The organism is Thalassospira sp. A3_1, from assembly GCF_017744215.1.
In the GTDB taxonomy this organism is placed as follows: Bacteria; Pseudomonadota; Alphaproteobacteria; order Rhodospirillales; family Thalassospiraceae; genus Thalassospira; species Thalassospira lucentensis_A.
In genome coordinates, this window is the sequence record NZ_JAGHQQ010000002.1 from 1020129 (window position 1) to 1042145 (window position 22017).

General features: G+C 55.8%; 21 protein-coding genes. 14 read left to right on the forward strand and 7 right to left on the reverse strand.

All coding sequences use genetic code 11. From position 1 onward, the window contains the following. Positions 1-117 precede the first annotated feature (117 nt). The 7 genes from J7395_RS11820 to J7395_RS11850 all read left to right on the forward strand — a co-directional run bounded on the left by J7395_RS11820 (position 118) and on the right by J7395_RS11850 (position 7122). Complete coding sequence (locus J7395_RS11820; protein ID WP_209221603.1) at positions 118-2541, forward strand: heavy metal translocating P-type ATPase; 2424 nt, start codon at positions 118-120, stop codon at positions 2539-2541. Positions 2542-2940: 399 nt separating this feature from the next. Further along, positions 2941-3777 carry a transporter substrate-binding domain-containing protein gene (locus J7395_RS11825; RefSeq protein WP_209221604.1) on the forward strand — a complete coding sequence of 279 codons (837 nt, stop codon included), beginning with the start codon at positions 2941-2943 and terminating at the stop codon, positions 3775-3777. Between the two features lie 26 nt (positions 3778-3803). Continuing rightward, positions 3804-4466, forward strand: a complete 663-nt coding sequence (locus J7395_RS11830) for an amino acid ABC transporter permease (protein ID WP_007090812.1) — start codon at positions 3804-3806, stop codon at positions 4464-4466. 11 nt (positions 4467-4477) lie between these two features. After that, positions 4478-5137: an amino acid ABC transporter permease gene (locus J7395_RS11835; RefSeq protein ID WP_062952590.1), complete on the forward strand. Its 660-nt coding sequence runs from the start codon at positions 4478-4480 to the stop codon at positions 5135-5137. A 10-nt stretch (positions 5138-5147) separates the two neighbouring features. Beyond that, positions 5148-5912, forward strand: a complete 765-nt coding sequence (locus tag J7395_RS11840; protein ID WP_071240365.1) for an amino acid ABC transporter ATP-binding protein — start codon at positions 5148-5150, stop codon at positions 5910-5912. Between the two features lie 21 nt (positions 5913-5933). Continuing rightward, a complete protein-coding gene (locus J7395_RS11845; protein ID WP_082824806.1) occupies positions 5934-6320 on the forward strand; it encodes a RidA family protein in 387 nt (128 codons plus the stop codon). Positions 6321-6363: 43 nt separating this feature from the next. Next, positions 6364-7122, forward strand: coding sequence for an IclR family transcriptional regulator (locus J7395_RS11850; protein WP_209221605.1), 759 nt, complete (start codon positions 6364-6366; stop codon positions 7120-7122). 406 nt (positions 7123-7528) lie between these two features. On the opposite strand, the gene J7395_RS11855 is transcribed toward J7395_RS11850, so the two are convergent. The 4 genes from J7395_RS11855 to J7395_RS11870 all read right to left on the reverse strand — a co-directional run bounded on the left by J7395_RS11855 (position 7529) and on the right by J7395_RS11870 (position 12677). Next, the gene (locus J7395_RS11855; RefSeq protein WP_209221606.1) at positions 7529-8668 is read right to left on the reverse strand and encodes a DUF1513 domain-containing protein; all 1140 of its coding nucleotides are present in this window, start codon (positions 8666-8668) and stop codon (positions 7529-7531) included. Positions 8669-8687: 19 nt separating this feature from the next. Next, positions 8688-9818, reverse strand: coding sequence for an imelysin family protein (locus J7395_RS11860; protein ID WP_209221607.1), 1131 nt, complete (start codon positions 9816-9818; stop codon positions 8688-8690). Between the two features lie 36 nt (positions 9819-9854). Next, positions 9855-11312: a di-heme oxidoredictase family protein gene (locus tag J7395_RS11865; protein ID WP_209221608.1), complete on the reverse strand. Its 1458-nt coding sequence runs from the start codon at positions 11310-11312 to the stop codon at positions 9855-9857. Between the two features lie 96 nt (positions 11313-11408). Next, positions 11409-12677: an imelysin family protein gene (locus J7395_RS11870; RefSeq protein ID WP_209221609.1), complete on the reverse strand. Its 1269-nt coding sequence runs from the start codon at positions 12675-12677 to the stop codon at positions 11409-11411. 231 nt (positions 12678-12908) lie between these two features. Here J7395_RS11870 and J7395_RS11875 point away from each other — a divergent pair, with 231 nt between their 5' ends. After that, on the forward strand, positions 12909-13610 hold the full coding sequence (locus J7395_RS11875) for a cytochrome b/b6 domain-containing protein (protein ID WP_209221610.1): 702 nt from the start codon (positions 12909-12911) through the stop codon (positions 13608-13610). Between the two features lie 99 nt (positions 13611-13709). On the opposite strand, the gene J7395_RS11880 is transcribed toward J7395_RS11875, so the two are convergent. After that, positions 13710-14174 carry a cytochrome c gene (locus tag J7395_RS11880; protein WP_007090828.1) on the reverse strand — a complete coding sequence of 155 codons (465 nt, stop codon included), beginning with the start codon at positions 14172-14174 and terminating at the stop codon, positions 13710-13712. A gap of 216 nt (positions 14175-14390) precedes the next feature. On the opposite strand from J7395_RS11880, the gene J7395_RS11885 reads away from it, so the two are divergent. From J7395_RS11885 to J7395_RS11905, 5 genes are all read left to right on the forward strand, one after another. Further along, on the forward strand, positions 14391-15905 hold the full coding sequence (locus tag J7395_RS11885) for an NAD-dependent succinate-semialdehyde dehydrogenase (RefSeq protein WP_247742099.1): 1515 nt from the start codon (positions 14391-14393) through the stop codon (positions 15903-15905). A 524-nt stretch (positions 15906-16429) separates the two neighbouring features. Then, entirely contained in the window at positions 16430-16588 is a 159-nt protein-coding gene (locus J7395_RS11890) for a hypothetical protein (protein ID WP_156484639.1), read from the forward strand. Positions 16589-16755: 167 nt separating this feature from the next. After that, on the forward strand, positions 16756-17541 hold the full coding sequence (locus J7395_RS11895) for an alpha/beta fold hydrolase (RefSeq protein ID WP_062959223.1): 786 nt from the start codon (positions 16756-16758) through the stop codon (positions 17539-17541). 13 nt (positions 17542-17554) lie between these two features. Continuing rightward, the gene (locus J7395_RS11900; RefSeq protein WP_209221611.1) at positions 17555-18169 is read left to right on the forward strand and encodes an NUDIX domain-containing protein; all 615 of its coding nucleotides are present in this window, start codon (positions 17555-17557) and stop codon (positions 18167-18169) included. Positions 18170-18197: 28 nt separating this feature from the next. Then, the gene (locus tag J7395_RS11905) at positions 18198-18926 is read left to right on the forward strand and encodes a class I SAM-dependent methyltransferase (RefSeq protein WP_209221612.1); all 729 of its coding nucleotides are present in this window, start codon (positions 18198-18200) and stop codon (positions 18924-18926) included. Between the two features lie 10 nt (positions 18927-18936). Here J7395_RS11905 and J7395_RS11910 read toward each other — a convergent pair whose 3' ends face one another. Further along, a complete protein-coding gene (locus J7395_RS11910) occupies positions 18937-19677 on the reverse strand; it encodes an SDR family NAD(P)-dependent oxidoreductase (protein WP_209221613.1) in 741 nt (246 codons plus the stop codon). Between the two features lie 143 nt (positions 19678-19820). On the opposite strand from J7395_RS11910, the gene J7395_RS11915 reads away from it, so the two are divergent. Further along, the gene (locus J7395_RS11915) at positions 19821-20204 is read left to right on the forward strand and encodes a hypothetical protein (RefSeq protein ID WP_062952573.1); all 384 of its coding nucleotides are present in this window, start codon (positions 19821-19823) and stop codon (positions 20202-20204) included. A 95-nt stretch (positions 20205-20299) separates the two neighbouring features. Here J7395_RS11915 and phaZ read toward each other — a convergent pair whose 3' ends face one another. Continuing rightward, positions 20300-21589, reverse strand: coding sequence for a polyhydroxyalkanoate depolymerase (gene phaZ / locus J7395_RS11920; RefSeq protein ID WP_062959219.1), 1290 nt, complete (start codon positions 21587-21589; stop codon positions 20300-20302). Between the last annotated feature and the right edge of the window lie 428 nt (positions 21590-22017).

The following is a 22017-nucleotide window of genomic DNA, read 5'->3' on the forward strand; positions in this document are numbered from 1 at the left end:
GGGCATTGTGTGTGATAACATTCAAATCATGGTTTGAATGTTCTTGACTCCACAACATATGAATTGTTATTTGAATGTAACGCATGAATATAAATTTGAATGTTGGCGAGGTCCAGAATGTCCGTCATCGCAAAATGGGATCAGTTCCCGGCCATTGGAAATTGTGAAAGCTGCAAGTCATCGCTGATTGCGGCTCTGAACGACGCCGTACCGGGGCAAAGCTTTCTTGCTGCCGCCGATGGCCTGCACGCGCAATCCGAACTGAGTGGCAGGGAACAGGGCGCGGTTGACGATGTGCTGGCCCGCCATCGCGACGGCATTTCGCATCGTCATTGGGCTGTATCGGGCATGGATTGCGGGTCCTGTGTGGCGAAAATTGAAACCGCGCTTTCCAAACGTGATGGCGTGCAATGTGTTGATGTATCGATGATGCGCGAAATGGTGACGCTGGGTCTTCGCGACGACAGTGCCGAAACGCGTTCCGATATCAGCACCATGCTGACCAAACTGGGTTATCCGGCAAGTGAAAAGGTAATGCCGGGGGCAGCGAAATCATCCGAAGCCGCTTGCTGCGCTGGCGGTTCCTGTGGTTCTGGCAATCTGGCTGCGACGGATAATGCCGCGTCGCAAGATAGCGATGCCAAAGAACAGTCCCTGCTGCGCAAGCTGGCCCCCTGGCCGGAAGCCGGGGACGAAATTGCATGGGCAGCGGCCTGGCTTTTGTTGGGTGGGCTCGTTGGGTGGTTGATACCCGCAACAGACGCCTATGCAATGTCCATTGCCTCGATCATCGCAGCATTTCCGGTGATGAAAACGGCGTTCCGTCTGGCGGCAAGCGGCGCATTCTTTTCCATCGAACTGTTGATGAGTGTCGCGGTTCTTGGCGCGGTTACAATCGGTGAAAGTCTTGAAGCCGGTATGGTCGTCCTGCTGTTTGCCATCGGCGAAAGCCTTGAAGGTGTTGCTGCGGGGCGGGCACGCAGCGGGGTTAAATCGCTGATGAAACTGGCCCCGGAAACCGCAAGGCGGGTTTCGGCATCGGGTAATGTGTTTGAAACGGTCGCCCCGTCCGCGCTTGCACTGAATGATATTGTCGAAGTCCGTCCAGGCGAACGTATTCCGGCCGACGGTGTCCTGACCGACGGGGCCGCCGAAATTGACAACAGCCACCTGACCGGTGAATCCGTGCCCGTCCCGTCTGAACCGGGGGACGAGGTTTTTGCCGGTGCCATTGTCACCGATCGGCCCGTACGCCTGCGCGTAACCCGTGCGGCGGGGCAAACCATGCTGGATCGTGTGATCGATCTGGTTGAACAAAGCGAAAAGCACAAGGCACCGGTCGAGCGTTTCGTTACCAAATTTGCCCGTATCTATACGCCAATCATCATGGCGCTTGCCGCCCTGACGGTCGTCATTCCACCGGTTCTGTTCGGGCAGGGCTGGGAAGAATGGATCTATCGCGGGCTGGCCCTGCTTCTGATCGGCTGTCCCTGTGCCTTGGTGATCTCCACCCCGGCGGCGGTCACGTCGGCCCTGGCTCGTGCGGCCAGAATTGGTCTGCTGGTTAAAGGCGGTGCCGCGCTTGAAGCCATCGGGGCGGTTCGTACCATGGCGTTTGACAAAACCGGCACATTGACCGAAGGCAAGCCAAAGCTGACGGCAATGATGTCGGTGGGCGATATGGACGAGGACCGGCTGCTTGCGATTGCTGCCGCGCTTGAAACCGTGACCTCCCACCCGCTGGCAAAGGCGGTGGTTCATGCCGCGACGGAAAGGAAACTTGATCTGCCGGAAATCACCGATGCGCGCACCATTGCTGGTGCCGGGGTCGAAGCCCGGATTGATGGCACGCTTTATCGCGTCGGGGCGGCCAAACGCCTTGATATCGAACCGGCTGCAAAAGTTGCCGACTGGCTTGCCGCACAGGAAGACGCCGGCAGCACGGCCGTTGTCATCCTGCGTGATGGCGATGTCATTGGCGCACTTGCGCTGCGGGATACCGCGCGTGCGGATGCCCGGGATGCGCTTGCCAAACTGAACGCCTTGGGCATCAGCCCGGTGATGCTGACGGGTGATGCCGAACGCGTTGCCAAACGCATGGCGGGTGAACTTGGTATGGAGTACCGGGCGCAGCTTCTGCCTGAAGACAAGCTGAACGTGCTGGCTGATTTGCGCAATGATCCGGCGCGGAAGGGGCCGATTGCCATGGTTGGTGATGGCATCAACGACGCCCCGGCACTGAAATCGGCGGATGTCGGCATCGCAATTGGCGGGGGCACCGACATTGCCCTTGAGGCTGCCGACGCGGTGGCGGTTAAGGACCGGCTGTCGGATGTCGTTAATTTGGTAAAGCTGTCCCGCACCACGCGCCGCGTGATCCGCGAAAATATCGGGTTGGCACTGGGGCTTAAGGCTGTCTTTCTGGTCACCAGCATCACCGGTCTGACGGGACTTTGGCTGGCGGTGATGGCCGATACCGGTGCAACCGTTCTGGTGACGCTTAACAGCCTTCGTCTGCTGATCGCGCTGCGCAACCGCTGATCCCTCAGCCGCGCAAGCTACTCCAGAAAATTATCGAAAGTCGGCCGCTATTGCATCTCGTGATAGCGGCCGAATTCTTTTTTGCTACCTCGCGCGCGGCGACTCCCGATCTTCTCCGTGTTCGTGTTCGCCGTTTCGCGCAGAAATACTCGGAAAACGCCCTGCTCTGACGGGATGTGCAGGTCATCACTTCCATAAAAGTCCGCACATCAGATCGTCCGGGTGCCGAGGTCACTACATTTCGAAAGCCAAGGAAAACTGCGGGTTTCGCAAAAGCGAATTGACATGGCTAGATTTTGGTTTCAAGTTAAATCCGTAACAACGATATTGATTCCGGTATAACGGAATTAACCGGGACTCATCAAAAACGGTTGGCTCTTTTCATCAGCGGAGACAAACATGACCTTCTTAAAAACAATCTCAGTCGCGGCGCTTATGACCGCAACTGCCGGATCGGCCATTGCACAGGAAGCCAGCAAGCTTCAGCAGGTTCTTGATCGCGGTCACCTGATCTTGGGGACCGGCTCGACCAACCCGCCATGGCACTTCATTGACTCGGATAACAAGCTCAAGGGCTTTGACGTTGATATGGGCCGCCTTGTCGCCAAGGCCCTGTTTGGCGATCCCGATAAAATCGAATATGTCCAGCAGTCCGGCGATGCCCGCATCCCGAACCTTGTGACCGACAAGGTCGATCTTACCTGCCAGTTCATGACGGTGACCGCCGAACGCGCCCAGCAGATCGAATTCACGATCCCCTATTACCGTGAAGGCGTTGGTCTGTTGCAGATGGAAGGTGGCGACTACGCCGATTACGAGGCGCTCAAAGCTGCCGGATCGGACGTTACCGTTGCCGTTCTTCAGAACGTCTACGCCGAAGAAATGGTTCATGCTGCCCTGCCAGAGGCAGAAGTCGATCAGTATGACAGTGTGGATCTGATGTATCAGGCGCTTAATTCCGGGCGTGCGGATGCTGCCGCAACTGATCAGTCGGCATTGCGCTGGTTCATGGTCAAAAACCCGGGCCGTTACCATGACGCCGGATATGGCTGGAACCCGCAAAGCTATTCCTGTGGCGTGAAGCCGGGCGATCAGCGTTGGCTGAACTTTGTAAACACGGTTCTGCACGAAGGCATGACCGGTGTTGAATTCCCGTTCTATGCCGACAGCTTCAAAACCTGGTTCGGTACGGAACTGTCGGTACCGCAGATCGGCTTCCCCGTCGAATACAAATAACCTAGCAGCATCCGGGAAGAACCGTTTTGAACTACGATTTCAATTTCAGCGTCATCTGGCGCAATTGGGAACTGCTGGCGCAGGGCCTTGGCCTTGGCTTGTTCCTTGCCCTTGTTTCGATTGCGATTGGTTGCGGGATCGGACTTCTGGCGGCTTTCGGGATGCTGTCCCGTCACCGGGTTTTACGCTGGATCGCAGTGGCTTATGTCTCTGCGATCCGCAATACCCCGATCCTTGTCCTGATCCTGTTCTGTTACTTCGCATTGCCCCAGCTTGGCATTGCACTCGACAAGATACCGTCCTTCATTTTTACCCTGTCGATTTATGCCGGTGCCTATCTGGCGGAAGTTTTCCGTTCGGGCCTTGTCGCCTTGCCAAAGGGCCTGCGCGAAGCCGGGCTTGCCATCGGTCTGACGGAACTGAAAATCAAAATCCACATCATCATTCCGGTGATGTTGCGCAATGTGTTGCCGTCGCTTTCGAACAATTTCATTTCGCTGTTCAAGGACACGTCGCTCGCAGCCGCCATCGCGGTTCCCGAACTGACGTTTTATGCGCGCAAGATCAATGTCGAAAGCTTCCGTGTGATTGAAACATGGATGGTTGCGTCACTGATTTACGTGGTGGCCTGCTATGTCATCGCGTGGTTCCTGCGCCAGCTTGAACAACGTCTTGCGGTTCCGCGCTGAAAGGCTTTCACATGAATTTTTCTCTTTTCCTGACCGAATTGTGGAATGCCCGCATGAACCTGCTGGCTGGGCTTGGCGATACGGTTCTGATTTCCGTCGCATCCGTGCTGCTTGGAACGTTCCTTGGCGTTTTCGTCGGTCTGGCGATGACATATGGCAATAAGCCGACCCGGTTTGGGGTGCGCCTTTATATCGACTTCCTGCGGGGAACTCCGGTTTTCGTTCTGATACTTGCCTGTTTTTATATTCTTTCGGTTGTCGGGCTGGATCTTAGCGCGTTTCAGGCTGGTGTGCTTGCGCTGACGATGTTCTGTTCATCCCATGTCGGGGAAATTGTCCGTGGCGCGTTAAAGGCGATCCCGGCCGGTCAAACCGAAGCCGCCAAGTCAATCGGGCTGACTTTCGGGCAAACCTTTGCCTATGTCCTGCTGCCCCAGGCCCTGCGCCAGATACTGCCGACCTGGGTCAATACCGCGACCGAAATCGTCAAGGCATCAACGCTGCTGTCGATCATTGGTGTGGTCGAATTGCTGCTGGCAACCCAGCAGGTCATTTCGCGGACCTATCTCAGCCTCGAATTCTATCTCTTCGTTGGTTTCGTCTATTTCATTCTGAACTTCCTGATCGAACAGGCCGGCCGTGCTGTCGAACGCCGCATCTCGATCCCATAATGAGGCCGCCATGTCCCCCATTCTGACAATTACCGATCTTCACAAAAGTTTTGGTGATCTCGAAGTCCTCAAGGGCATCGATATGACCATGCAAAAGGGTGATGTCGTCTCGCTGATTGGATCATCGGGTTCGGGCAAGACAACCCTGTTGCGCTGTGTGAACCTGCTTGAAGATTTCGAACGCGGTTCCATCGAACTGGACGGCGAAGCCATCGGCTACAGACACGACGGTGGTGAACGCCGCCGTCTTTCCGAACGTCATATTGCGCGTCAACGCGCCATGACTGGCATGGCGTTCCAGCAGTTCAACCTGTTTCCGCATATGACCGCCATTCGCAATGTCATGCTGGGTTTGACCAAGACCAAGAAAATGGCAAAGGACGAAGCCTATGCCATTGCCGAAAAATGGCTTGAACGGGTTGGCATGATTGAACGACGTGATCATTTCCCCGGTCAGTTGTCAGGTGGACAGCAGCAGCGTGTCGCGATTGCGCGCGCGATTGCGATGAACCCGCGCATCATGCTGTTTGACGAGGTGACATCTGCCCTTGATCCGGAACTGGTCAAGGAAGTTCTGGCCGTTGTCCGCGATCTTGCCGATGACGGAATGACCATGCTGCTTGTCACCCATGAAATGCGCTTTGCCCGCGATGTTTCAAGCAAGGTCGTGTTCATGCATCACGGCCGTATCCACGAAGAAGGTCCCCCCGAACAGATTTTCGGCGCACCGGAAACAGACCGGTTGCGGGGCTTTCTTGCAAATTCTGAAATGTGATTGAATACCAGGAGATATTGAATGACCATCAAAAGACACGGTGTCGGTGAAGCAAAAGGAAACGGTCAGAAGGCACTGCCTTTTGCAAAGGCTACGGAAGCGGATGGATGGCTTTACGTGTCCGGACAAACGCCGATGCGTGATGGCGAAGTTGTTGGAAACGGGATTGTCGAACAGTCCCGTATCGCTATCGAAAACATGCTAAAAATCGTCGAGGATGCCGGATATAGCGCAAGCGATATCATGCGCATTGGCGTCTGGCTTGATGATGCCCGCGATTTCTGGAGCTTCAACGGCGTCTTTCAGGAATATTTCGGCGATCATCCGCCTGCGCGCGCTTGCGTTCAGTCTTCAATGGTGGTGGATTGCAAGGTTGAGGTCGACTGCATTGCCTTTCGCAAGGCATAAGAACCTCTATCCAAAGAACTGATCACCAGCGAAGAGGGGACTTATGAAAGAAGGGCAAATACGGAAACGGGCGCGCGGCATTGATCGGGCGTTTGATATTCTTGATCATTTGCGCTCTGTCAAAGTCTCGCAACGGCCTGCCGAGATCGCCCAGGCGCTCGGCGCGCCGACCTCTACGATCTATGATCTGATCAGCGTTCTGCTGGAACATGGCATGCTCGAGGTCACCGATGCCAACGGATCGGTGTTCCTTGGGCGTCGTGTCTATTTCCTTGGGCTGGCCTATCGCGAATATTTCGATCTGACCCGCGAAGCCGGTGTCGTGTTAGATGAAATCACCGCCACCACCAAGGAAACATCGCAGTTCTGCATGCTGGACGGCAACAAATACACCGTCGCCCTGCAACGCGAAGGCAGCCGTCCGTTCCGCATCAGCGCCAATGTCGGGGAACGCACTCCGATCCCGTGGACGGCATCGGGGCGGCTGTTGCTGGGCCATTTTTCCGATGATGAAATCCGCGATCTGATTCCGGCAAACGATTTTGTTCTGCCCGATGGCAGCCATACCGATTTTGATGCCTATATCGCCGAAATCCGGCAGGCGGCAAAAGACGGGTTCTTTTCCTTCGACAGCATCGTCGACACCTTCACACATTGCTTCGCCGCCCCGATCCGCGATCAGAACGGTGTGTGTGTTGCAACAGTATGTATTGTCGCACCCAAGGATGACGCCCGCAAAAACTATGCGCAATATCGCGATGCGCTGAAATCCGCCGGGGACAAACTATCCCATAACGTCTGATGTCTTCTCCGTCCGCGCGCAATATCTGTGCGTGGAGCAATGTCGGTTTCTTTGTGCTGAAAAGAGAAAGCGGCGGTTATCGTTTCCCGCATCGATAACCACCGCTGTTCCACCTTGAGAGGCCTGCGGGGAGAGAGACCCGCAGGTGAGAGACAAGCCTTTTGGGGACAAGTGCGAATGGGTTGCATTCGCGGGCTGTGTCGAGACCCGTTATAGGTCAGGAAAAATTACTGCGCAAGTGAAAATCGTTCGCATTTGCATAAAATTTTTGGTTGAGAGTTTGGCCGTGTTTCTATCCCGACTAAAATGGTTGGTTAATATCGCGGTTTTCTGCGGATTTCAGGTCGAAAATGCCAAAAAGGCCGCACGATCAGTACGGCCTTTCAGGTTGGATTAAAGACGGTATTTAGATGGAAATACGCCGCAGATGATTGTCCCAATGAAGCGATTTAAGCGAATCGTCGGGTAATTCGACGCGTTTTCGGCGAATCGCATCCATGCGCCACCCATTGCCAAGCCCGCTGGTACCAACGAACTGGCCTGCTACATTTGTCGCGGCAAGGCCGCAGCCGTCCGGCGCGGCGATATGGGTCAGGAAGCCCGATGTTTTGACATCCCAGAACGTGATCAACCCGCCGCGCGGGCAGGAAATGCCAAATACCTGTCCCGATGCATCAAAGCGCACCGACCCGCAATATTGCCGCATGCGCAGCTGGACATTATCCGGGGCTTCGATCGGGCGGATTTCGCTACCCGGCTGCCATAGCCCGACCAGTGGCACCTGATCGGTCAGTTCCCCCTGATACTGGAAGCCCGCCGCAATTGTCCCGTTGGGGGCGACATCAAGATGGCGGATCGATAATTGATGCCAGTCGGCTTTAAGTGACGCCTGATGGATCAGTTTTCCGGTATGGCGATCAATGATCGACAGGTTTGGTTCCATACTGTCGATATTAAGAGCGGTGCGACCATCAAAGTCCGGGTGGGTGTGCAAGCCACCATTGGCGATGACAAGGCTTTCGCCGTCGGGCATCAGGTGCAATTCGTGCGGTCCGGTGCCAAAGCTGTCAAATTCGGCAATGCGGCGATATCCGTCTTCGGCATCCCAGACGGAAACAACCCCGCGGGCATGATCAAAATCATTCTCGGTGACGTAAAGGAACCGGCCATCATTGGAATAAACCGCGTGCCCGTAAAACCGCCGATCTTTCGGGCAATGCAGCTTGGCGCGGACCTCGCCGCTATGGCGATCAAGGATCAGGCCATAAAGACCCGGCCTGCGTTCAACTGCGGCCACATCGACATGGTTCGGGCGCAGGCCAAGGTCATGCCCCCGGCCGGGCAGGGCCTGTTCAAACAGGATCTTGCCATTGGCATTAAAGGCGCTGACATAAAAATCATCATGATCCCCGGCACTGGCGGAAATATAATGCGCCCGGTCTTCAATAGATGTTGGTGCGGCCGCGCGCGCAATGCTGATCGGCAACAGGGTAAAGGCCCCGCCAACACCCATGAGTTTCAAAAACTCGCGTCGTTGATGTTTCATTTTCCGGCCTCCCGTTCGCCTAGTCACCGTCAAGTGCGTTAAACCCGCCGCCCAACTGTGTTGTGCCGCCAACATCGCCCTCGACCAGCGTATTGACGAAGCTGACCTGCCCGGCAAAGTCGGCGAGTTTCTGATAACCGTCTGGCTGATCCAAAAGCTCGACAATCGATGGTGGCAGTTTATCAAGCGTATCCACCATGGTTTGCCAGTTCAGCCTGAAGGACCGATCCAGAAGGCTGCTGTCGATCAGAGCTGACAGGCCTTTGCCTTCTTCGCCGGTATCACCCCACTTGCCGTCATAAATCGCAAACAGCCCGGTAAGGTTATGGGTGATATTGCGCAGGGACCGTTTGGATGTCGGGCTTTCGGCCCGGCTGGCTTTGCCGTCCTTTGGTCCGTCGCCAAGCGGACGGCCAAGTTTCTGACTAACAATGATCAGAAGTCCTTCGTGAAGCGCACGATAAAGGTCGGTCGCGGCAAATTTGGCATCCGGGTAATCCATGCTGTCCGGACCGGCTTCCATCATGCCCTGGGCAAAAGCTGGCCATTCGTCAACCAGTTCACCGGTCATGCGTTCCAGATTGGCGCCAATGGCCCCGCCATAACCGCACAGGAACACGCCATCTTCGTCATCATCCAGAAGCTTGGGTGACAGCTTGTCGTCAAACAGGACCTGCTCAAGCGCCGGAAAACCCTGCAAGGCGGCACTGGTTTCGGCGACTTTTTCCCGGTCGGTATAAATCGCGGGCTTGTCAAACATCAGCTTGCGAAACTGCCTTGTCGCCGTACCATGTTTGTCAGGCCAGTATTCGATATGCTGATCGCGACCATTGGCCACCATCGGCCCCATGCGCCACGGCTGCACTTCCTGCCACACATCCATGGCCGCGTGGAAATCCTCGCGCACCTCGTCAAGGCCATCCTGATCGGGTTCGGCACAGAAATCATCAATCCCCTCAGACAGATTGTCCGTTGCATCATGCAGCGCATCAAGCTTTGGCGGCATTACCACGCCCAGAAGATGTTCAAGTACCGGGCGGTAATTTTCATCGGGGATATCGGCGCGTGCACCGGGCGGTGCCAAGCCCACCGTCAGCAAGGCAGTTGCCCCTAAAAGGGCGGCTTTGCGAGTGCGACACAGGAAAGGCATGATATCCCCCGAACAGTAAGGCGTCTAAAACAAGGCTTACAAAGACTTCAGAAACGCGAGCAACTTGCTGCGATCCGATGATGGCAAGAATGTGACGGCGTCGCGCGCGGGTTTTGCCTCACCCCCGTGCCACAATACGGCTTCCAGAATGCTGCGCGCCCGCCCGTCATGCAAGTAACCGGCACGCGGATCGATTTCCTGCGCCCGGCCCAATCCCCAAAGGGGCGGGGTGCGCCATTCCGTGCCGCTCGCCTCGGCTTCGGGCCGATGATCGGCAAGCCCGTCACCCATGTCATGCAAAAGCAAATCGGTATAAGGCCAGATCATTTGCCCGGATTGTTCCGGCATATCGGCACGTTCTGGCAATTGATAGCTTGGCGTGTGGCAGGATGCGCATCCGATTGAATTGAAAATCTCTCGCCCGGCCATGACATCCGGATCGGATGCGTTTTGTCGCATCGGGGGGGCGATGTTCCGCGCGTAATAAAGCACAAGGTCGGTAATCTGGTCATGGGCCTCAAGATTATCGAATTCGGGATCGTTGCCATCCGGCGCGCCGCGACAAAGGCTCTGGGCTTCGGTGCAGTCGCTGTATCCGTTCGGATAAAGCGGGGTTGAAAGGCCGATATCGAACTGGAATGCGTTCTGGTTCTGCTGATCAAGGCTTGGCATTCCGGCCTTCCAGCCAAACCGCCCGATGGCGACCTCGTCCTTTGCAATATCCCAAACCCGGTTGACCCGGCCCGATATGCCGTTCCCATCGCGATCCTGCGGATCAGCGTTGGCAAGCAGGACCTCATCTGGAATGGCTTCCAGCAATCCCAGCCCGATCATTGGCGGGGCAATGCGCGGTGAAATCATTACATCATCATGCAATGGCCCATAGGCCAGATCAGCCATGCCGTAGGTCGGATGACGCAATTCGACCATACTGCCATCGGCAAGCTCGATGGTCTGGGTATCATAGCGGACTGTAACCTTGCCCTCGGCCGGGACGGACGGGACCGAAAAATCCTGAAACTGTCCGCCATAAACCGGATCGGGCAGGGTCGATACACGCCCCGTTGCCAGCAATTCCCGATCCGTATCATTTTGCGGCGGGATCGACAGGCGCAGCAACATGGATGTTGCCCCCGCTGATGGATCGTTTGCATCGACCGGATGGCCGCGACCATTGCGGATATGGCACCCGTTGCACGCGCGCGAATTAAACAGCGGTCCCAAACCGTCTGCAGCCTTGGTGCGCGTCGGGGCGGTTACCCAAAGCCTTTGAAAAAGGGCCTCGCCAAGCTTGAAATCAAGCCGCTTTTCAAAGGTCATATTGGCCGAATGATGGGTGAATGCCATCCGCCCGGTTTTCTTTTGCCATGTCGTTGCCCCGCCCGGCAGGGCATCGGCGGGCAATGTTTCGTCGGCAAATGCCGGTGTCATTGCCCCGAAAACAAGGGTGGTCGCAATCATGAAACGGGAAAGGCGCATGGCGGGAAGCTGCATGGAATTCTTCTAATCGTAAAAGCGAAACGGCGGGAGAAAATTTCCCCCGCCGTCGGACTCATTTGGGGCATGACCCCGAATGCGGATCGTATCTGATCAATTGATCGAGGTCGGATTGTCAAGGCTGTCCGACCCTTCGAACTCGATCCCGTCGACGCCAATCGCGGCAACGATCTGTTCGATCGATTTGGTCTGATCGACAAGCGCATCGACAAAGGTCTGAACAACGGCATTGCCGTCTTCATTGTCCATCGCGATGAGCTGGTCGAAATGCTCGCCCGCCTGTGCGCGGCTGACCATGGCTTTACCGGCCAGAACCGATGCCGCCAGTTTGGCACGCAGTTCGGTATCAAGGCCTTCATCCTTGGCGGCAACCATATCCGAAAGCGATGCGCCTTCGACGACCGAACCGTCAACACGGGTATAGCGGCCAAGATAAACGTTCTGGATACCCAGCGCGTCATAGTAGTGCGAATTGTGGGTATTGTCCGAGAAGCAGTCATGCTCTTCTTCCGGATCATGCAGCAACAGGCCAAGCTTGGTGCGCTCGCCCGCCAGTTCACCATAAGAAAGCGAACCCATGCCGGTCACAATCGCGGTCAGGCCCGGAACGCCATCACCTTCCAGAACGGTTGCGCGTGCTTCGCCACCATCGGCCCACTGTGCGGTCATCCATTCCAGATCGGAAACCAGAAGATCGGTTGCGGCTTTAAGATAAGCGCCACGACGGTCGCAATTGCCATTGGTGCAGGCATCACCCGCAGCATAATCGGTCCAGGCGCGTGCACCGGCACCGGCTTCGGTTCCGTTCAGGTCCTGGCCCCACAGAAGGAATTCAATGGCGTGGTAGCCGGTGGCAACGTTGCTTTCAACGTCGTCAATTTCATGCAGGCTTTCGATCAGCGCGCCATCGATGGTCGACGCATCAAGGGTTTCACCGGAAATGCTCAGGCTCGGATTGGCAACGACATTGGCGGTATAAGCCGGGTTTTCTTCGTTTTCTTCGCCGTAAAGATCGGTTTCGACATAGTCGATCAGACCTTCGTCCAGCGGCCACGCGTTAACCTTGCCTTCCCAGTCGTCGACAATCGCGTTGCCGAAACGGTAAACTTCGGTCTGCTGATAGGGCACACGTGAAGCCAGCCATGCGGATTTCGCTGCATCGAAAGTTGCCTGCGACGGATCAGAAACCAGCGCGTTGACAGCAGACTGAAGCTGCATGGCGGTGGTAACCGAGTCTTCGTAACCGGCATGTGCGATATCGGCATAGGTGGTCAGGACGTCTTTTGCGCCCGGCGCGGCATAGGCCTGTGCGCCAAGGGTGGATGCCAGTGCAGCCATCCCCAGAATTTTAACGAGTTTCATAGGAGTTCCCATCTGTCCCTGAAGGTGAGCCAAGGGCATAGCCCATCATGCTTCCGCATAATAGTTACTGCTTGTGATAATGATTTGCAAACTTCAAATATCTCAACAAGCAGATTTTCCACATTTTTTGCTGTGATAACCGGAATTTGACCTGCACTTTCGGCCGGATCGGGGCATCATCACAATCTTGCATTATTTGCCCGCGCAAAAAGCAGAAAAGGGGACCTGCGTATGAGCGATCAGATTGAACCGCAAAAAAACGTCCGGCTTTGGGATTTTCCCGTGCGCCTGTTTCACTGGGCGCTGGTGATCGCGATTGTGACATCGTGGTGGTCCAATCAGGAAGTCATGATCGATATCCATGCGATTTCAGGATACAGCGTGCTCGCACTCGTACTTTTTCGCATCATCTGGGGATTTGTCGGCAGTTCGAACGCGCGCTTTGCCGGTTTTGTCGCCGGACCGCGCAAGGTGATCGGCTATATGCGCAAACTTCCAAACGGCTCGGCCCGCGACCTGACTTACCCGGGGCATAATCCGGCGGGCGGCTGGATGGTTGTGGTGCTGATCCTGCTCGTGGCGATACAGGCAATAAGCGGCCTTTTCACCAGCGAGGATACCTTCCTGTTCTTTGACGGTCCGCTGGTTGCCTATGTCAGCTCCGATGTCGCCAGCACGATGAATTTCATTCACCACACCAATATCAATCTGATTTACGCCGCGGTAGCACTGCATGTTCTGGCAGCGATCTTCTATCTGATGATCAAACGCGAGAACCTGATCGGTGCAATGATCACCGGCATGCGCAAAGTCCCCGAAAGTGTCGCCACCGGTTTCATGCAAATCCGGTTTGCTTCCCCGGTCCTCGGGATCGCGATTCTCGTGGTTTGTGGTCTGGCGGTGTGGGGGATGGTCACGCTGGCGCGCGGATAAAGAAATCCCCGAAAGGCTTTTCTTGTCGTGCTGCCGGGGGAGGGCAGCAGGGGGGATGACAGGGCCTTTCGGGGACGTCCGAGCGGTATCTTCGATCTGTTACTTCGAACGGTATTCGTCGTGGCAGCCTTTGCAGGATTTGCCAAGTTCGCCAAGGGCGGCACCCATTGCGCCCTTGTCACCGGCTGCGGCCGCAAGGTTCATCGCTGCGGTTTTCATTTCCGGAAAACGGCCCGAAAAATCGTCCCAATTTGTCCAGACATCCGGTTTGGCGGTTGTTTTTACCGATGCGTCGGCTGTATTGGGTTCGAACGCGGCCGGGGCGGCAGTGGCAGAAAACGCAATGCCATTGGCAAGGTTGCGGATCACACCATCGGGCAGTTCGCACTGGCCCTTCATGTAGCAGCCAAGTGTCCCCATCGCACCACCGATACCATCCATCAGCATCTGACGGGTTTGAACGGTTTCGTTATCCATCGCCTCGTCGGCCTGTGCAGTACCAAATACCCCCAGACCAAGGGCAAGGGATGCGGTCATCAAACCGGCGGTCACAATATGCTTCATGGCTCTCTCGTTGGTTGTCTCTCTGAAACTCTCTGACGGATCGGGGTATTGCGAGCGACCCCGGGTCTTTTATTTCTTATATTAAGGTCACAAGCATTGTTGCCTATGACTTGTCGGTGCGCTTAGTCTCCCAATTGCGCCCCGAAATTCGGAATCACAACCGCGTGATCACCGAATAAATTATTGTAAATGACGTGCACAAGGAAACGCCCCCAAATGTCCGCTGTGTCCAACGCCGCCCCCGATGCCAGCCAAACCGCCATTTCCAATGGCAGATCGCGCTCCCGCAGGCTGATCGCCGACTGGAACCTTGATAAGGCATTTATCAATGGCGAATGGGCACGTGCTGATTCGCGCGAAGCCATTGATGTGTATGATCCGGCAACCGGCAAGGTGATCGGCGATGTGCCCTTCATGCGGACATCCGAGGCACGGCGCGCGATTGATGCAGCGGATGCGGCATTTCCGGCATGGTCGCGCATGCTGGCAAAGGATCGGTCCGGCTACCTCAAACGCTGGCGCGATCTTTTGGAACAGTATCAGGATGATCTGGCCGCCCTGATCACGCTTGAACAGGGTAAACCCTATGATCAGGCGTTGCGCGAAGTCGTCGGCGCCATTGCCTATGCCGAATGGTATGCCGAGGAAGCCAAGCGCGCCTATGGCCAAACCATGCCCGCGACCCAGCGCGACCGGCGCGTGGTGGTGCAAAAGCATCCCGTGGGTGTGGTGGCGGCGATCACGCCATGGAACTTCCCGCTGACCATGGTCGTGCGCAAATGTGCCCCGGCGCTGGCGGCGGGGTGCACAATTGTTGTCAAACCGGCCGAAGATACCCCGATTTCCGCCCTTGCCGCCGCCAAACTTGCCGAAATGGCCGGTTTCCCGGCGGGGGTGTTTAACGTCGTGACCGGCCAGCCCATGCCGATTGGCGAGGCCCTGACAGGGGATCCGCGCGTGCGGATGCTGTCCTTCACCGGCTCGACCGAGGTCGGCAAACGGCTGATGGTGCAATGTGCGCCGACGGTCAAGAAACTGTCGCTGGAACTGGGCGGCAATGCGCCCTTCATCGTGATGGATGATGCCGATATTGATGCCGCCGTGGCCGGGGCCATGATTTCCAAATTCCGCAACAGCGGCCAGACCTGCGTCTGTGCCAACCGCATTTTCGTGCAGGACGGGGTTTATGAAAGCTTTGTCGAAAAATTCATCGCCGCAAGTCATGCGCAGACCATCGGTAACGGCTTCATTCCCGGTACGGATATTGGCCCGCTGATCAATCGTCAGGCGGTGGCAAAAGTTGAACGATTGATCGATGATGCGAAAAAACGTGGCGCGACCCTGCATTACGGTGCTGACCGCCCCGAAGAAGGCCACTTCATCCGGCCGCTGGTGATGACCGATGTATCCCTTGATGCTGATTGCTTTAACGAGGAACTGTTTGCCCCGGTTGCGCCGATCTATCGTTTCAGAACCGAGGCCGAGGTGATCGAACTTTCCAACCGGGTACGTGCGGGTCTGTCGTCTTACCTTTTCAGTCGTGATATCGGCCGTATCCAGCGGATCGCCGATGGGCTTGAAACCGGGGTGGTTGGTATCAACGATGGCACCACGTCCCACGAAGGTGCGCCGTTTGGCGGCGTGAAGGAAAGCGGGCAGGGCCGCGAAGGCGGTCATTGGGGGCTGGAAGAATATCTTGAACCCAAATATCTGAATTATGCCCTGGGCTGAACCCGCGAATATTCGCCGACTTTCGTGCGATAATTCGAAGATCGCAGAACGGCAATTTTGCGCACCACTATTGCCGTTCTGCGATTTCTTAATCAGCCATGCAAAATTGAACGGTGTGCAGTTCCCGGAATCGAGTCTGCAATTTAAAGCCGTTTTGTCGGCAAATTGCCATTTAAGACCCCGTCTGAAGCATCAGAAACGCCCTGTTTGATCTGCCTCAATCCCTTTATACGCAAAGGATAGAGGTCTAAATGATCCGGCCTGTTCGGATTGTGTTTGAACTGTGTAAAACAGGTCGGGGAAAATTTCGTTCAAGTTGAATGGCTTATTTGTCATGAGACAATCATGCGTCTTTCGCATGAAATGATTATGACGGACTTGTGTCTGGATATGCGTCAAATGCATGGGTGAGGTGAAAAAACTCGTCTCGTAGGATCGAATAAACAGGCGTACACCGGCTTCAGAACAAATCAACGCGAAACCGGAGCGCACATAGCTCCGCCTGTTATGGAAAGGATAAAGCCATGCGTCGTTATGGTGATTACGATCTGACCACGCTGCAGCGCGAAGCCGAAAAACTCCGTGCTCAGGCGATCCGCAAAGCCGTTGTTACTTTGGCCCGCAAAATTGCTTCCCTGTTTGGCGGTAACCGCCTTCCGGGTGGCCGTCCGGCTGGTGCCTAAGCTTAACGCTTGGCGATGAATACCGGGTCGAATGACCCAAGAAACACCCCCGCATTCCTCCCATGCGGGGGTGTTTTGATTCCCATTCCCACCACAGGGCTTCACGCCACCGTCCGGTCCCGCTATTAAGGGGAATAACCAGATAACCCGATTGCGGAGCGTGCCTGATGAAACTTGCCCATTATGCCTTTGGCGAAGAAAACCGTGACAATGGCACGCTTGTGATCCTGCACGGGCTGTTCGGGCAGGCGCGTAACTGGACCGCCATCGCGCGGCGTCTGGCGGAAAAGTATCACGTGGTCACCGCCGATCTTCGCAATCATGGCCGGTCCGACTGGGACATGAACATGACCTATCCGGCGATGGCATCGGACATCGCCGAGCTGATCCGGGATGTTGCCAATGGCCCGGTCCACCTGATCGGACATTCGATGGGGGGCAAGGCATCAATGGTGCTGACCCTGTCACAGGATGCGGATCTGGTTGCCGATCTGGTTGTGGTTGATATTGCGCCTGTGACCTATGACCATGACTATACCGGCTATATCAGTGCCATGAAGTCTGTGGATTTCGATGCAGTATCGCGGCGCGCCGAAGTCGAAGATGCACTTGTCAGTGGCGTTTCGGAAAAGGGCGTGCGTCAGTTCCTGGCGCAGAATGTCGCGACCGACAAGGAAACCGGCAAAATGTCATGGCAGGTCAATATCGATGCCATGGCCAACCACCTTTCCGACATTACCGGCTGGCCCGAAACGGTGGGGGGCAGTTTTGATCGCGATGTGCTGTTCATATCCGGTGCCAATTCGCATTATGTCGATCCCAAGGATCGCGATCACATCAAGTCGCTGTTTCCCAAGGCGGCCTTTACCAGCATCAAGGGCGCAGGCCACTGGGTTCACGCCGAAAAACCCGATGCGGTATTGCTGACCCTGTCTGCCTTTCTGAACCGCTGACGGATATTTTGACATGACCGAGCTTCCCAAAGGTTGGAACTTGCCGGAAAACGACGATATCCGCGTTCAGAACATCGAATGCCTGTCGGATAACTGGTATCACCTGTATCGCGTCAGCTTTGATCTGCGCCGAAGCAACGGCGAATGGCAGTCCCAGCAACGCGAAGCCTATGACCGGGGCAACGGGGCGGCCATCCTGCTTTATAACCGCGCGGTTGGCACCGTGATCCTGACACGGCAATTTCGTCTGCCATCCTTTGTGAATGGCAATGAAAACGGCATGCTGATCGAAGTTCCGGCAGGGTTGCTTGACGATCGCGATCCGGCATCCGCCGTGATTGCCGAGGTCGAAGAAGAAACCGGTTACAGGATCGGCAAACCGCAAAAGGTGTTTGATCTGTTCATGAGCCCCGGTTCGGTCACTGAACGCCTGCACCTGTTCGTGGCCGAAGTCACAAGCGATCATCGCGCGGGCGAGGGCGGTGGTTTGCATGAAGAGGGCGAGGACATCCTCGTGCTTGAAGTGCCTTTCAGGGACGCACTGGCCATGATATCGGATGGCCGCATCCGGGATGCCAAAACCGTCATTCTGTTGCAGCATGCCGTGTTAAACGGCCTGTTTGACTGAGATTCCCGAGAAGCCAAAGGAGAAACCGATGTCCGGTTTTCGCAAGGATCATGTTCATTGGTCCGATATCGCTCAAAACTGGATCGCCTGGGCGCGTAAACCGGGGCATGATGCCTTTTGGCAATTCCGCAAAAATTTTGCTGACTTTGTCGGCCCGGGAACCGGCATTGCACTTGATGTCGGTTGTGGTGAGGGGCGCGGTTCACGGCTTCTGGCCGAACTTGGCTATGACGTCACGGGCATTGACCCGGTTGCGGACTTTGTTCTGGCGGCGCGTGAAGCTGCCACCGACAGCAGATCGTCCTATCATATCGCACCGGGCAATGATGTGCCCTTTGACAATGAAAGCTTCGATCTTGTGCTGGCCTATAACGTTCTGATGGATGTGGATGATCTTGCGGATACGCTGGATGAAATTCGCCGTGTCTTGCGTAAGGACGGGGAATTGGTGATTTCGATTGTGCATCCATTCCGGGACCGTGGCCGCTTTGACGGGACGGCTCCTGATGCCCCCTTCGTCCTGACGGGCAGTTATTTCGGGGAACGCCGGTTTGAAGGCAGCGAAGAACGCGATGGCCTGATCATGCATTTTGCCGGATGGTCGCGGCCGCTTGAGTATTACATCAATGCGTTGGGCAAGGCCGGGTTTGGTGTATCGGCCATGCGTGAACCGGCTCCCGATCAGGCCGACCGTGACATGCTCAAACAATGGTCGCGTGTGCCGCTGTTCATGTGGCTCAAGGCCCGTCCTATTTGATCATTGCATCTCACCACGGTAACTCATTGCCGTCATAGGCAAAGAAGCCGCCGCTTTGTGACGGCTGCAATCCGTCAATCACCATCAACATATTTGCCGTTGCCTGATCGGGGCTTTGTACATTAAGCCCCGATTTGGCAAACGGGCCCGAAAGGCCGGTATCGACCGTGCCGGGATGAAGGGCGACGCAGATGGCGTTGCGTTTGCTGCGGGCAAGCTCGATGGCGGTGCATTTGACCAGCTGGTTCAATGCGGCCTTTGCCGCCCGGTAACTGTACCAGCCGCCCATCCGGTTATCGCCAATGCTGCCGACCTTGGCCGAGAGGGTGGCAAAAACCGATTTGCCGTCACGCGGCAAGAGTGGCGTGAAATGCTTCATCAGCAAGGCCGGACCTATGGCGTTGATCAGAAACGATTTCGCCATGTAATCGGCATCGATCTGGCGCAATGATTTTTCCGGCTGAAATACCTCATCATGCAGATAGCCGGTGGCATCGATGATCAGACGCACGGATTGGTTCTGTGCGGATGCCTGATCGCGAACAAAGGCAGCGGCACTTTCGATGCTGCCGGGATCGGTGAAATCAATGGGGGGTTCGGTGCCGCGCGACAGTTCGATCACACCATCAAACCGGCCACAATCGCGAAGATGTTTCACAAAGGCCCGGCCAATACCGCCGGTCGCGCCGATGACGATTGCGATGCCGGTTGTATCGAAGCTTTGCAATTTGGGTACTGGCGTTCCCGGCATGATCTGATCCCCGATCCGGTTTGATGTCCTGCCTGTATTACGCGGGTAAAATTGCGTCGGTTCAGGGCTTGTCACAGGGTCGGATACCACCCGTCTCTGATGCGTCAGTTATCTTTTATCTTTCGCAAATCAGGGACAATCCAATGCCATATGTTTTCAGTCAGGCCGCCAACCCGCTAGCTATCGCCGAATGTGAATATGCAAGTGCCGCCGAAATCCGCTTCTCGACTTTCACAAGCTGTATCGGGATCGTTGGCATTCGCAATGGCGAGGTTTTCGGCATCCATTTGCCGCTTGCTGTCGACGATTTCGTCACCAACGCCGATATTGATGCCGCGCTGGTGCATTGCCAGGGCTTGGCACAGACAACAATTACCGGGGTGATCGGGGCGTGGACCTCTTCCCGTCCGACTGTATATGCCTATCTTGTTGCCCAGTTGGGCAATCCGGCAATTGGTGTGGATCATGACGAGGGCGTTTACGGTGCGCGCGTGAACAATGGCAATCTGGTTCTTTCCTATCCCTGATAACCCGCCATAATCACATAGCCGTCAAAGCCAAAAGCCGCCCCGGATAAGGGCGGCTTTTGAGTGTTCTATTCATCCGGGGATCGGGGCGCTGTCTATTCGGCGGCTTCGATCCGGGTCATGTCAGGCGCGCTTTTGCGGCCCTTGCCCTGCTGATCGTGGCGACGGATGAAATCCTTGATCCGCGGGCTGATCTGTTCGCGCCAGCGACGACCGTTAAACACGCCGTAATGGCCAACACCCTTCTGAATGTGATGCATGCGCATATTATCGGGCAGATTGGCGCAAAGCTTATGGGCTGCGCGTGTCTGACCCATACCGGTGATATCGTCGCGTTCGCCTTCGACCGTCAGGAGGGCGGTCTTGGTGATGGCCGATGGTTCAACCGGAACCCCCTGCCAGCGCATGGTGCCCTCGGGCAACTGATGTTCGTGGAACACGGCTTTCAGCGTCTGAAGATAGAACTCGGCACTCATATCCATGACGGCCAGATATTCGTGATAGAAATTGCGCTTGGCATCGGCACTTTCACCGTCCCCTTCGACAAGATGGGTGAACATCTCGTGATGGGCGGAAACGTGCTTGTCCCAGTTCATGCTCATGAAACCGGCAAGCTGCATGAAGCCCGGATAAACGCGGCGCATCACCCCGGCATGGGGCAATGGCACATGCGTAATGACATGGCGTTCAAACCAGTCGAGGCTGTGCTGCTTGGCAAAGTTGTTGACCTCGGTCGGGTTTTCACGGGTATCGACCGGGCCGCCCATCAGGGTCATCGATGCCGGCTGGCAGGGCTCGTTCCCGGCGGCCATCAGCGATGCGGCCGCAACCACCGGAACCGATGGCTGGCACACCGCCATCAGATGGGTGTTCGGGCCAAGCTTGCGCAGGAACTGCATGACATAGTCGATATAGCTATCAAGGTCGAAATGACCCTGATGCACCGGAACCATGCGGGCATCGATCCAGTCGGTGATGTAAACATCATGATCGGGCAGCAATGCCTCGACCGTGCCGCGCAGCAACGTTGAAAAGTGACCCGACAGCGGAGCCACGATCAGAAGCCGCGGATCATCCGGCTGATTTTTAAGGTGATCGGTTTCGCGTTTGAAATGCAAAAGATTGCAGAACGGTTCGCTATGGACGATTTCCTCGGTCACGGCGACGGTTTCACCATTGATGACCGTGGTATCAAGGCCGAATTCCGGTTTGCCATAACGGTGCGTGATATGGGTGAACACATCAAACGCGGCGGCCGCCGCACGGCCCTGATGGGTATAGGATAGCGGGTTGACCGGATTGCGCAGCCACTTCTTGCTCGCATCCGCTGCCATGCGCAACGGGCTGATGGTGGCGTGCTGCAATTCATAGAGATGGTACAGCATTAATCTCTCACTCCCCGGCGATGCAAAGGTTCGGTGTGGGGTGCATCGACCGTGTTGGTCCCCGGCTGCATTTTTCCGAAAGAATTTCCGGTGGGCAGGCCTTCTGTTTTTCGTAAATCCCGGGCCGGCTCATGCGGGCGACCGGCGGAACGGGGTGATCATCGCGGGTTAACATCCCGCAATATCACGATAAACAGAAATCCTGCATTCACCAGAACCCTACGATACTTCAGGTTTCAATCAATAACCTAAAAGTATGATGAATTTCCAAACTTTCGTGTTTCACCTTGATTCAAACCAACATTCAGGGTGCTGTCGAGTGAAATTTTGCGATGCAGCGTAAGTTGTTGCGTTGCAACAATAGTTCGCGGTCCGAAAGGCGGGGGAAAAGTATTCCGACCTATACATAGGGTTAGTTTTTTCGGGAC